Here is a 12,329-nt window from a genome sequence, read left to right as displayed (position 1 = left end):
CGCGACGTTAGCCCGCCAGGTCCGGATTGGCAGCCGAATACTCGGGAGCCGACCAGATCAGCGGACTGGCGGCGGGGGTTTCGACGACCTCGTCGACGAGGAAGCGGACCGTGCGCTCGCCGTCCCGGTCGAACTCGGTGCGCGCCGTGCCGGTGAGCTGAAGCACCGCCCCCGACACCCAGTCCAGGAAGAGCAGCCCGGCCCGCGGGTCGACCGCCAGATTGCCGAGGGTCAGGAACATCGAGTTGCCGGGATAGTCGAGCCAGCTCAGCTCACGGGGCGAGGTGGCGCGCACGAAGCCGGGGTTGCCGCCGCGATGGCTCGCGTCGGCGCCGTCGTCGTGCACGGTGGCGAGGAAGAAGGTGTCGGAGGACCCGATGAACTCCCTTTGTTCTGGGGTGAGTTCGATGTTCCGCCGGGCCGTGGTGGGCTCGCGGTCGACCGTCTCGTACGACTCCCTGCGCTGGAGGTACTTCGGGCAGTTGGAGAAGATCTGGTCGGCCTCGACCGCGAAGCCGCGGGACGTGGGCCGCGCCCGGCCGTTGAGGCGCATACGGCGGCGGGTGCGCGGGTCGAGTGCGATGGTGCCGACGGGGGTGTCCCGCGCGTGGAGCGCGGTGGCGAGCGGGTCCCCCGTGCGGACTCCGCCCGCCACCGAGATCTGACCAGGGCCCGTGGCCCGGACGAAGCCGGGCTCGCCGGTGAGCAGGGAGGCCCACACGGCGCCGCTCACCGGGTCCGCGGCGCCGAGCACCAGCATGGGCTGCCGCTCCAGGAAGGCGGCGGCCACCGGCCGGATGCCCTGACCGACGGCCCGGTCCATGTGGTCGGCAGCCTCACGGACTCCGACGCGGTCCTGCATGGCGCGCGAGCCGGCGTGGTACGTCACGGTGCGTCCCTCTCCGGTTCGCTAGAAGAAGCCGCAGGTCGGAGCCGACTCGGACGGTGCCGGCGCTCCCTCGGCGCCACTCTGCGCGTAGATCTCCAGGCGGCTGCCGTCGGGGTCGTGGAAGAAGATGCCGCCGGAGGTCCCGCCCTCCTCGTGGGCGACCACGCCCTCGTACGCGAACTCCACGCCGTACCCGCGCAGAGCCGTTTCGTACGCCTTGACCTGATCGATCGAGTCCACTTCCAGCGCGAGGTGGTGCAGGCCGGCACGGTCGGTGTCGTGCACCCCCTGCGCCTGCTGCCACAAGGTGAGAACGAGGCCGCTTTCGCCCCCCAGGAACGCGTACCGCCGGTCCTCCTCCTTGCCCTCGCCCAGCATCCCGAAGCCCAGCACATCGCGGTAGAAGCCGAGCGAGCGGTCGAGGTCCGTGACATTCAGACCGATGTGGCCGGTGCGCGGAGTCATGACAGTCCCCTCTGCCGGTGGGCAGGCCCCCGGAGGACCTAACCCCTGTAATGCAGATTAGAGGTTAGAATCCGAGAATGCAACCGGTCACATAACCTTGAGCGGTTAGCAGTGAAGGGAACCTCCGCCATGACCGTCACCCACGATCCGCGCCCGCTCACCGGGGAGCCGGTCTCTCTCGACCTGCTCAACACCCGCTGGATGCACGAGGGGACCGTGCGGGATCTACTGACGGACACCGACGGGCTGGCGGTGTGGCTGGCGGCCAACCGGCTCGACTTCCCGGCGAGCGATGCCGCTCTGCGCCACACACTCCAGGCGAGGGACGCCCTGCGAGGCGTCGTCGACGGGTCCCTCGCAGAGGGCGCCGACGGCATCGACGCGGTCCTCGCGCACGGGCGGGTGCGCCTCACACTGACCCCCGAGGGGCAGGGCGAGAACCCCGAGTTCAGCGACCCGTCCTGGGGGCCGGCCTGGCTCGCCGCACGCGACTACCTGGAGCTGCTGCGCACCGCCCCCGACCGGATCCGCGGATGCGCGCACGAGTCGTGCATCCTGCACTTCTTCGACACCTCACGGAACGGCACCCGCCGCTGGTGCTCGATGGCGGGGTGCGGCAATCGAGCCAAGGCGTCCAGGCATTACGCGCGTCACACGAAGGGCGACTGAACGCGCCACACGAAGGGAGGCCGAAAAGGGGCAAGTTGCTGCCTTTCGGGATTCATCACCCTCGGCGCACCGGGGGTTTTCCCCATACCCCCATATCGATTCGGTCAACTCTCCCTAAACATGCTTCCCATGAGTAAAGCTGAGCGATCATCCGGGATCACCTCCCGGACGTCCGCGGCCGAAACAGATCGGCCCCGGTCGCTCCACGCTCGCTCCTTTACCAACAGGGATGCTGATGACCCCCGACTCTCAGCGCGCTCCGATATCGGGCGCGAGACGCGTGGCCCGGATAGCCGTGGCCGCGGGACTGGTGGCCGCGCTTTCCGCGGCCGGGCCGATACCCATGGCCTTCTCCGCAGGAACCGACGCTCCTGCGGCGGACCCCGTCGTCAAGTCCGCGAGCGAGAAGCTCGGTTCGGACGACGCGGACCTCCTCGCCGACGCCAAGGCGGCCGGCGACAAGAACGTCACGATGATGATCGCCACCGCCCCCGGCCAGACCGAGCAGGTCGCCGGCCAGCTGGACGCGGTGAAGGGCGGCTCGGTGGGCGAGACCTACGACGAGCTCGGCTACGTCCGCGCCACCGTCCCGACGGCCAAGGCCGACTCCGCCATCGAGGCCGCGACGAAGCTGTCCTCCGTGCAGGGGATCGACCTGCGCCAGGAGATCGCGCTCGACGACCCGACGCCGAGCGCCGACACCGCCAAGACCTCGGGCAACGTCTCCACGGCGGCCACCTACCCGGCCCCCTCCAAGACCACGCCCGCCGAGAACCCGTACAACCCGTCCTTCGAGACGGGCGCCGTCGACTTCGTGGAGAAGAACCCGAAGGCCGACGGCCGGGGCATCACCATCGGCATCCTCGACTCCGGTGTCGACCTCGCGCACCCGGCGCTGCAGAAGACCACCACCGGCGAGCGCAAGATCGTCGACTGGGTCACCGCGACCGACCCGATCCTGGACGCCGACGCGACCTGGCGCCCGCAGATCACCCCGGTCTCCGGGCCCACCTTCACCTACAGCGGCAAGACCTGGACGGCGCCCGCGGGCTCGTACCAGGTCAGTCTCTTCCGGGAGTCCTCGACCGCGGGCGGCGACGCCGCGGGCGACGCGAACCGGGACGGCGACACCACCGACACGTGGGGCCTCCTGTACGACGCGGCGGCCGGCACGGTCCGCGTCGACCTGAACAACAACGGCGACTTCAGCGACGACACTCCGCTGAAGCCGTACAAGGACGGCTACCAGATCGGCTACTTCGGTACGGACAACCCGTCCACCGACGTCGTCGAGAGCCAGCCGTTCGTCGTGGAGATCCGCAAGGACGTACCCATGGACCCGTACGGCGGGTCCTGGGTCGGCAAGAAGGCCGACTTCGTCAACATCGGCGTCATCGAGTCCGAGCACGGCACGCACGTGGCGGGCATCACCGCCGCGAACGGCCTGTTCGGCGGCGCGATGAACGGCGCGGCCCCCGGCGCGAAGATCGTCTCCTCGCGCGCCTGCACCTGGAGCGGCGGCTGCACCAACATCGCGCTCACCGAGGGCATGATCGACCTCGTCGCCAACCGCGGCGTCGACATCGTCAACATGTCGATCGGCGGCCTGCCCTCGCTCAACGACGGCAACAACGCGCGCGCCGAGCTCTACACGCGCCTCATCGACACCTACGGCGTCCAGCTGGTGATCTCCGCGGGCAATTCCGGCCCCGGCGCCAACACCATCGGCGACCCCGGCCTGGCCGACAAGGTCATCTCGGTCGCCGCCTCCATCTCCAAGGAGACCTGGGCCGCCAACTACGGCTCGCAGGTGGAGAAGCCGTACGCGCTGCTGCCCTTCTCCTCGCGCGGCCCGCGTGAGGACGGCGGCTTCACGCCGACGCTCACCGCGCCCGGCGCCGCGATCAACACCACGCAGACCTGGCTGCCCGGCGGCCCGGTCGCCGAGGCGGGCTACTCGCTGCCGGCCGGTTACTCGATGCTGCAGGGTACGTCGATGGCGTCCCCGCAGGCCGCGGGCGCTTCGGCGCTGCTGCTGAGCGCCGCAAAGCAGAAGGGCATCGACCTCACCCCGGCGACCCTGCGCACGGCTCTCACCTCAACCGCCGATCACATCAAGGGTGTTCAGGCGTACGAGGAGGGCGCGGGCCTCATCAACATCCCGGACGCGTGGAACTCCATCAAGGCCGGTGCGACCGCACACGACTACACGGTGAAGGCGCCGGTCGACACCGCGATCGACTACGCGCTCAAGACCCCGGGCTTCGGCACGGGTCTGTACGACCGTGAGGGCGGCCTCAAGACGGGCCAGAAGAAGACGTACGACGTCACCATCACCCGTACGTCCGGCGCCGACAAGGCGCTCACCCACGAGCTGTACTTCGAGAACAACGCCGCCGGCACCTTCAAGATCGTCGGCTCCGACGTGGTGAAGCTGCCGCTGAACCAGCCGGTGACCGTCAAGGTCCAGGCCGCGCCGAAGTCCGCCGGCCTCAAGAGTGCGATCCTCGAGGTCGACGACCCGAAGACCGAGGGCATCGACAAGCAGATCCTGTCGACCGTCGTCGTCTCCGCGCCGCTCAACTACACGTACGCGGCGTCGGGTTCGGTGCAGCGCAACAGCTCCACGTCGTACTTCGTCACGGTCCCCGAGGGCGCCAAGTCCCTGGAGGTCGCGATCAGCGGGCTCAAGGCGACGAGCCAGACCCGGTTCATCGCGATCCACCCGTACGGCGTTCCGGTCGACAACACCTCGACCCCGTACTGCTACAACAACTACCTCGACGGCAACGGCTGCAAGCCCGACGTGCGTTCGTACGCGGACCCGCAGGCCGGCGTCTGGGAGATCGAGGTCGAGTCGCGCCGTACGTCGCCGCTGCTCGACAACCCGTTCAAGCTCGACGTCTCCGTGCTCGGCGTGGCCTTCGACCCGGCCGTCGTCACCGTCCCCGAGGCCAAGGTCGGCACGCCGGCCCCCGCCACCTGGACCGTGAAGAACAACTACGCCGCGCTCGACGGCACCCTGAAGGGCGGCCCGCTCGGCTCCTCGCTGACCACGCGGCCGACCATCGCGGACGCCGAGACGCAGACGACGACGGTCGAGGTGCCCGCGGGCGCCGACTCCCTCGACGTCGCCATCGGCAACGTCTCGGACCAGTCGGCCGACCTCGACCTGACGGTGTACGACGCCGACGGGAACGTCGTCGGTCAGTCCGCCGACGGTGACTCAGAGGAGGCCGTCTCGGTCGCCTCGCCCGCCGCCGGTACCTACACCGTCGAGGTCGTGGGCTACGCGGTTCCGTCCGGCTCGACCGCGTACGACTACCAGGACGTGTTCTTCTCGTCCGCGCTCGGCACGGTCAACGTCGACGAGTCCACTCCGGTGAAGCTCGCCACCGGTGCCTCGGCCCCGGTGTCCGCCTCGGTCACCGCCGCGGCCGCGGCGCCCGAGGGACGCGAGTTCTTCGGACAGGTCCAGCTGGTGAACGCGCGCGGCACGGTCGCGGGCCTCGGCAGCGTGAAGATCGAGAAGGTCACGCCGTAGCTTCTACGGTGTCGGAGCCATAGGTAGTCAGTACGGCTTCGGGGGCGGGCGTCCGGTTACGGGCGCCCGCCCTTTCTCATGTGCCCGGTCCTTCGCCGGCGCGTCTTGAGCACCCGGTCATTCGCAGCGCGTCTCAAGCGCTCGGCCATTCGCAGCGCGTCTCAAGCGCTCGCTCATTCGCAGGCGATCTCGCCGAGGTCGCGGGAGTCGGGCAGCGCGTCGAGGATCCAGGTCCGTTCCCGGGCGATCTCCTGCTCACTCGTCGTCCAGATGTCGGGCGACGCCTCGTCGTACGGGATGCCGACCAGGACGTGGTCGCCCTTCTGGAGCCGCGGCTCGACGTCCTCGTTCATCAGGAAGGTGATCTCTTCCTTCCCCTTGTCCGGCTTGTAGTAGCGGCTCACGTCGAGCGTGATGCGGTCCTGGGCGGTGGCAGGGAACGGCTCGACCTGAGCGACCGTGCCCTCGACGACGAGACGGGCGCAGGCGATGTAACCCGGGGCGCTCAGCGAGGATCCGCCCTTGGCGTCGTCCTCAGTACCGGCGTCCTTGTCCGCCGCGCTCGACGCCCCTACGTCGTCGCTCACGCCCTGCCCGGCCTGCACCACGAGCCAGCCCATGCCCGCCATCAGACCGGCGGCGCAGGTGACGGCGAGGGCACCGAAGGCGATCTTCAGGGGGCGTCGCTTCCTGGGCACCCGGACACGGACCGGCTCGACCACCGCCGTCGACTTCGTACCGTCCGCCAGCACATCGCCGATGAGCGTCAACTGCTCGCGCAGCAGCGCCACATCGGCGAGCGCCGACCCGTGCTCCGCCATGAACTCGGCGTCGTCCTGGGCTCCTTCGGGCAGCGGTTCGTCCGTGATCGCGGCCAGGAGCGCGTCGACACCTTCGTACTCGGCCACGTCACACCACCTCGTCCTCGTGCAGGCGGGCGCGCAGAGCCCGTACCGCCGTGTGCAGCCTGCTCTTGACCGTGCCCTCCGGTATGCCGAGCTCCTCGGCGATCCCGCGGACGGGCAGGTCGGCGTAGAAACGCAGGACGAGGACCTGACGCTGGGAGTCGGGCAGTTCGTCCAGTCCCCGGGCGACGGCGAGCGAGAGCACGTTGGAGTCCTCGTCGAAGGAGTGCTCCGGATGCCGCAGCGAGGCCAGCCGTTCGCCTATCCGCTCCTGGCGGCGCTTGGCCCGGTGCCAGTCCATCGCCAGGTTGGAGGCGACGACCGCCGCCCACGCGGACACGTCACGCGGCGCCTCGTCCCCCTTCGCGGCGCGCTCCAGCAACCGCAGGCGGACCTGCTGCACCCCGTCCGGCAGGTCCGCCTGCGGTACCCCGCCGAGCGCGAGCACTGCCCGCACCCGGCGTTCCTGCGCCGCGTCCAGCGGATCGTCCACCCCCTGGACGCCCCCCTGGACGCGGCGGGCCTTTCTGCGCAGCACAGCACCCCTCCCCTCCCGCGTTTCCCCTACGACGCCGGGGCGGGCGGAAACGTTCGCCTATCCGGCATTCTTTTTCCGGAGTCCATCGCGGCTTACGGAGTCCCTTGCGGCGTCCTTCTGGAGAGGTACGTCACACCGTCCCGGACCCGGCGTCCCACTCCTCGGGCGACCGGGCGAAAGAATTGGACACGCGGGCCCCGGTCGGACGCATCATGGGAGCGCCGGACCACGTAACAGGCAAGCAAAGGGAGTCGCTGTGAGGGTCGGAATCGTCGGAGCCACCGGTCAGGTCGGCACGGTCATGCGCAGGATCCTGGTCGAGCGGGCGTTCCCCGTCGACGAGCTGCGCCTGTTCGCCTCGGCCCGCTCGGCCGGGTCGGTGCTCGACGGTGTGACGGTCGAGGACGCCGCCACGGCGGACTACTCGGGCCTGGACATCGTGCTGTTCTCGGCGGGCGGCGCGACCTCGAAGGCGCTGGCAGAGAAGGTCGCCTCACAGGGCGCCGTCGTGATCGACAACTCCTCCGCCTGGCGCCGGGACCCCGATGTACCCCTGGTGGTCTCCGAGGTGAACCCGCACGCGATCGCCGACCGCCCCAAGGGCATCATCGCCAACCCGAACTGCACGACCATGGCCGCGATGCCGGTCCTGAAGCCGCTGCACGCCGAGGCGGGCCTCGAAGCGCTGGTCGTCGCCACCTACCAGGCGGTCTCCGGCTCCGGCGTCGCGGGCGTGGCCGAGCTGCACGGCCAGGCGCTCAAGGTCGTCGCGGACGCCGACAAGCTCACCCACGACGGTGAAGCGGTCGACTTCCCCGAGCCGCAGGTCTACAAGCGCCCCATCGCCTTCAACGTGCTTCCCCTCGCGGGTTCGATCGTCGACGACGGTCTGAACGAGACCGACGAGGAGCAGAAGCTCCGCAACGAGTCCCGCAAGATCCTGGAGATCCCCGCCCTCAAGGTCTCCGGCACCTGCGTCCGCGTCCCGGTCTTCTCCGGGCACTCCCTTCAGGTGAACGCCCGCTTCGCGCGTCCGCTGAGCGCCGAGCGCGCCACGGAGCTCCTGGCCGACGCCCCCGGCGTCGTCCTCTCCGACATCCCGACCCCCCTCCAGGCCGCCGGCAAGGACGCCTCGTACGTCGGCCGCATCCGCCCCGACGAGACCGTCGACCACGGCATCGCCCTCTTCGTCTCCAGCGACAACCTCCGCAAGGGCGCGGCGCTGAACGCGGTCCAGATCGCGGAGCTGGTGGCGGCGGAGCTGCGCGGTCGGTAGCCCGTACGTCGAGGGGGGGGGGGGGGGGGGGGGGGGGGGGGGGGGGGGCGCCCCGCGGGGGGGGGGGGCCCCCCCGGGGTTGGGGGGGGCCCCCCCCCCCTTATTTGCGTTCAGAGCGCCAGGTGTCGTCGCAGCGCCACGTCGATCTCGGCCAAGCGCTGCCGAGGCACCGTGCCGATCAGCCGCAGCAGTCTCTCCAGGGCCAGAGCACGCACCTGTTCACACTGCACCTTGGAGTCCTTCAGGAGGCCGCCCTCCCCTGCGGGCAGCAGCACCTGGAAGGGGTAGACGCGAGACGTGTTGGTCGTCAAAGGCACGAGAGTGACAACACCTCGTCCGGTCCGGTCCACTACCGCATTGGCGGCGTCGTTCGACACGATCACCGCAGGACGTGCTTTGTTGGCCTCACTGCCTCGCGTCGGCTCGTAATCGACCAGGTAGATGTCACCGCGCTTCATCGGTCAGTCCGTCCCCTGAAAACTGATCCCAGAACGCGGCGTCCTCGCTCCCATCCCACTCGGCGAACGCCTCCTCGTACTCCTTCTCAAGGCGTGCGGCGCGGAGCAACTCGATGGCGTCGTGTATCACAGCCGACCGAGACGCCGCATCTGTCTCAGCGGCGTAGCCGTCGACGAAGGCGACATCCTCCTGCGGCAAGCTCACACTAATCTTCATACCTTCAAGGTATCAGGGTAGGAACAACCTGGCTACTATTCGCACTACCGTCCGGTGACTACCCCCTGCGCACCTCATAGAGGAAGCACCCGTACTCCACGGCCCGGACGTGGACCAGCTCCACAGCCGGGTCGTCGAACGCGTCCCGGAAGGCGCCGTCGTCGAGGGCGTCGACCAGTTGTCCGCCCAGGATGCGCCCCTCGGCGGAGTAGCGGCGGAGCGTCCGATGGGAGTTGGCGAAGGGGTAGCCGTCCGGGTCCGGCCCCGGGCACGCCTCCGCGTGGATGAAGACCGGGCCCTGCTCGTCGTACGCCCCCGGGCGGGCGCCCGTCGACTCGGCCCAGCGCCGCAGCGGCGCGTAGGAGACGAGGGCGATCAGCTCTCCCGGCGCGCTGCGGCGCAGACAGCAACGCAGCGGCGCCCCGCCCTCCTCGTCGGTCACGGAATCCATCCCGCGTCCCGCGTCGTCGGCGGAGCGCAGCTCCTTGAGGACCACGGGGGTGATGGGTCGTGCGGTGTATGTCGTCATGGTTCCAGCGTCGCCCGCGCCCGCCCGGTTCTCCGGCGGTAAACGGACATCGCGTTCGGCGCGACTCCCGTGGAAGGATGGCGCAACCGACCCATAACGAGGAGATGACCGCGTGCCTGGCACAAACCTGACCCGCGAAGAGGCGCAGCAGCGGGCGAAGCTGCTCACCGTTGACTCGTACGAGGTCGATCTCGACCTCTCCGGCGCGCAGGAGGGCGGGACCTACAGGTCCGCGACCACGGTGCGGTTCGACGTCACCGAAGGCAGCGCCGAGTCCTTCATCGACCTCGTGGCCCCCACGGTCCACGAGGTGACACTGAACGGGGACCCGCTCGACCCGGACGTGGTCTTCAAGGACTCGCGGATCGCGCTCCCGGGTCTGCTGGCGGGGCGCAACATCCTCCGCGTGGTCGCGGACTGCGCCTACACCAACACCGGCGAGGGTCTGCACCGGTTCGTCGACCCCGTCGACGAACAGGCCTATCTCTACACCCAGTTCGAGGTGCCGGACGCCCGCCGGGTCTTCGCGTCGTTCGAGCAGCCCGACCTGAAGGCCACCTTCCAGTTCACCGTGAAGGCACCCTCCGGCTGGACCGTCATCTCCAACTCGCCGACGCCCGAGCCCAAGGACGACGTCTGGGTCTTCGAGCCGACGCCGCGGATCTCGACGTACATCACGGCCCTGATCGTCGGCCCGTACCACAGTGTCCACAGCGTGTACGAGAAGGACGGACAGTCCGTTCCGCTCGGTATCTACTGCCGCCCCTCGCTCGCCGAGTTCCTCGACTCGGACGCGATCTTCGAGGTGACCCGGCAGGGCTTCGACTGGTTCCAGGAGAAGTTCGCCTACGCGTACCCGTTCAAGAAGTACGACCAGCTCTTCGTGCCGGAGTTCAACGCGGGCGCGATGGAGAACGCGGGCGCGGTGACGATCCGGGACCAGTACGTGTTCCGTTCCAAGGTGACGGACGCCGCGTACGAGGTGCGCGCGGAGACGATCCTGCACGAGCTGGCGCACATGTGGTTCGGCGACCTCGTGACCATGGAGTGGTGGAACGACCTGTGGCTGAACGAGTCGTTCGCCACGTACACCTCCATCGCCTGCCAGGCGTACGCCCCCGACTCGCGCTGGCCGCACTCCTGGACCACCTTCGCCAACTCCATGAAGACGTGGGCCTACCGGCAGGACCAGCTCCCGTCGACGCACCCGATCATGGCGGAGATCCGCGACCTGGACGACGTGCTCGTCAACTTCGACGGGATCACCTACGCCAAGGGCGCGAGCGTGCTCAAGCAGCTCGTCGCGTACGTCGGCATGGACGAGTTCTTCAGCGGCGTGCAGGCGTACTTCCAGGCGCACGCGTACGGCAACACGCGGCTCAGCGATCTGCTGGGCAAGCTGGAGGAGACCAGCGGGCGTGACCTGCAGACCTGGTCGCAGAAGTGGCTGCAGACCGCGGGCATCAACATCCTGCGCCCGGAGGTCGAGACGGACGCGACCGGTGTCATCACGTCGTTCGCGATCCGCCAGGAGGCCCCGGCCCTGCCCGCCGGCGCCAAGGGCGAGCCGACGCTCCGCCCGCACCGCATCGCCATCGGCCTCTACAGCCTCGACGAGGACAGCGGCAAGCTGGTGCGCGACGAGCGCGTCGAGCTGGACGTGGACGGCGACCTGACCGCCGTACCGGAGCTGGTCGGCAAGCGTCGCCCGGACGTCTTCCTGCTCAACGACGACGACCTGTCGTACGCCAAGGTCCGCCTCGACGAGGACTCCCTCGCCTTCGTCACCGAGCACCTGGGCGACTTCGAGGCCTCCCTCCCCCGCGCGCTGTGCTGGGCCTCGGCCTGGGACATGACGCGCGACGCGGAGCTCGCCACCCGCGACTACCTCTCCCTCGTCCTCTCGGGCATCGGCAAGGAGTCCGACATCGGCGTCGTGCAGTCGCTGCACCGCCAGGTGAAGACGGCGATCGAGCTGTACGCCGACCCGAACGCCCGCGAGGCCCTGCTGACCCGCTGGACGGACGCCACGCTGGCCCATCTGCGGGCCGCCGAGCCCGGCAGCGACCACCAGCTGGCGTGGGCGCGCGCCTTCGCGGCGACCGCCCGTACGCCGGAGCAGCTGGACCTCCTGGAGGGCCTGCTCGAGGACCGCGAGAGCATCGAGGGCCTCGCCGTCGACACCGAGCTGCGCTGGGCGTTCGTGGGCTGCCTGGCGGCGGTCGGACGCTATGACGAGGCGGAGATCACCGCCGAGTACGAGCGGGACCGGACGGCGGCGGGTGAGCGTCACGCGGCCACCGCACGTGCCGCGCGTCCCACCGAGGAGGCGAAGGCGGAGGCCTGGGCCCAGGTCGTCGAGTCCGACAAGCTCCCGAACGCCGTACAGGAAGCGGTCATCGGCGGCTTCGTGCAGACCGGTCAGCGCGAGCTGCTCGCCCCGTACACGGACAGGTTCTTCGCCGTGGTCAAGGACATCTGGGAGACCCGCTCGCACGAGATCGCCCAGCAGATCGCGGTCGGCCTCTACCCGTCCATCCAGGTCTCCGAGGAGACCCTCGCCAAGACGGACGCCTGGCTGGCCTCCGCCGAGCCCAACGCGGCCCTGCGGCGCCTGATCTCGGAGTCCCGCTCGGGCGTCGAGCGAGCGCTGCGGGCACAGGCGGCGGACGCGGCGGCGTCGTCGTAGTCGGCTGTACGTGAAGGGGGGTGGGCGGCCGCGGGGCGGGCCCCCCCCCCCCCCCCCCGGCCCGGGGGGGCCCCCCCGGGCCCCCCACCCCCCCCCCGCGCCCCGCCCGCGCGGGCACAAGCGCCCGCACCCGCGGGCCCCCCCCCCGGC

The 12,329-nt window shown here is 69.9% G+C and carries 11 protein-coding genes; 4 read left to right on the top strand and 7 right to left on the bottom strand.

The window, feature by feature from the left end; translation table 11 throughout:
• Positions 1-7: 7 nt before the first annotated feature.
• Both ACFYPC_RS07060 and ACFYPC_RS07055 read right to left on the bottom strand, forming a co-directional pair.
• A complete protein-coding gene (locus ACFYPC_RS07060) occupies positions 8-862 on the bottom strand; it encodes a pyridoxamine 5'-phosphate oxidase family protein (RefSeq protein WP_388673368.1) in 855 nt (284 codons plus the stop codon).
• Between the two features lie 48 nt (positions 863-910).
• Complete coding sequence (locus ACFYPC_RS07055; RefSeq protein ID WP_388672095.1) at positions 911-1,354, bottom strand: VOC family protein; 444 nt, start codon at positions 1,352-1,354, stop codon at positions 911-913.
• A gap of 129 nt (positions 1,355-1,483) precedes the next feature.
• Here ACFYPC_RS07055 and ACFYPC_RS07050 point away from each other — a divergent pair, with 129 nt between their 5' ends.
• Positions 1,484-2,023 (top strand): CGNR zinc finger domain-containing protein, encoded by a 540-nt coding sequence (locus tag ACFYPC_RS07050; protein ID WP_388672092.1) that lies wholly within the window; start codon positions 1,484-1,486, stop codon positions 2,021-2,023.
• Positions 2,024-2,258: 235 nt separating this feature from the next.
• A complete protein-coding gene (locus tag ACFYPC_RS07045; protein WP_388672089.1) occupies positions 2,259-5,567 on the top strand; it encodes a S8 family serine peptidase in 3,309 nt (1,102 codons plus the stop codon).
• A gap of 173 nt (positions 5,568-5,740) precedes the next feature.
• Here ACFYPC_RS07045 and ACFYPC_RS07040 read toward each other — a convergent pair whose 3' ends face one another.
• On the bottom strand, positions 5,741-6,475 hold the full coding sequence (locus tag ACFYPC_RS07040) for a hypothetical protein (protein ID WP_388672086.1): 735 nt from the start codon (positions 6,473-6,475) through the stop codon (positions 5,741-5,743).
• Between the two features lies 1 nt (position 6,476).
• Entirely contained in the window at positions 6,477-7,010 is a 534-nt protein-coding gene (locus ACFYPC_RS07035; RefSeq protein ID WP_388672083.1) for a sigma-70 family RNA polymerase sigma factor, read from the bottom strand.
• A gap of 256 nt (positions 7,011-7,266) precedes the next feature.
• Here ACFYPC_RS07035 and ACFYPC_RS07030 point away from each other — a divergent pair, with 256 nt between their 5' ends.
• Positions 7,267-8,286, top strand: a complete 1,020-nt coding sequence (locus ACFYPC_RS07030) for an aspartate-semialdehyde dehydrogenase (protein ID WP_388672080.1) — start codon at positions 7,267-7,269, stop codon at positions 8,284-8,286.
• 110 nt (positions 8,287-8,396) lie between these two features.
• On the opposite strand, the gene ACFYPC_RS07025 is transcribed toward ACFYPC_RS07030, so the two are convergent.
• From ACFYPC_RS07025 to ACFYPC_RS07015, 3 genes are read right to left on the bottom strand one after another with little or no spacing between them, the layout of a single operon-like run.
• Positions 8,397-8,744, bottom strand: a complete 348-nt coding sequence (locus ACFYPC_RS07025) for a type II toxin-antitoxin system PemK/MazF family toxin (protein ID WP_388672077.1) — start codon at positions 8,742-8,744, stop codon at positions 8,397-8,399.
• Positions 8,731-8,961: a ribbon-helix-helix domain-containing protein gene (locus ACFYPC_RS07020; RefSeq protein WP_388672074.1), complete on the bottom strand. Its 231-nt coding sequence runs from the start codon at positions 8,959-8,961 to the stop codon at positions 8,731-8,733. Before ACFYPC_RS07020 ends, ACFYPC_RS07025 begins: the two co-directional genes overlap by 14 nt.
• A 58-nt stretch (positions 8,962-9,019) precedes the next feature.
• Positions 9,020-9,490 (bottom strand): DUF1203 domain-containing protein, encoded by a 471-nt coding sequence (locus ACFYPC_RS07015; RefSeq protein WP_388672071.1) that lies wholly within the window; start codon positions 9,488-9,490, stop codon positions 9,020-9,022.
• A 112-nt stretch (positions 9,491-9,602) separates the two neighbouring features.
• Here ACFYPC_RS07015 and pepN point away from each other — a divergent pair, with 112 nt between their 5' ends.
• The gene (gene pepN, locus ACFYPC_RS07010) at positions 9,603-12,179 is read left to right on the top strand and encodes an aminopeptidase N (protein ID WP_388672068.1); all 2,577 of its coding nucleotides are present in this window, start codon (positions 9,603-9,605) and stop codon (positions 12,177-12,179) included.
• The last annotated feature ends 150 nt before the right edge of the window (positions 12,180-12,329 follow it).

This window comes from Streptomyces sp. NPDC005808 (assembly GCF_042871385.1).
Lineage (GTDB): Bacteria > Actinomycetota > Actinomycetes > Streptomycetales > Streptomycetaceae > Streptomyces.
This window is presented reverse-complemented; position numbering and strand designations above follow the sequence as displayed.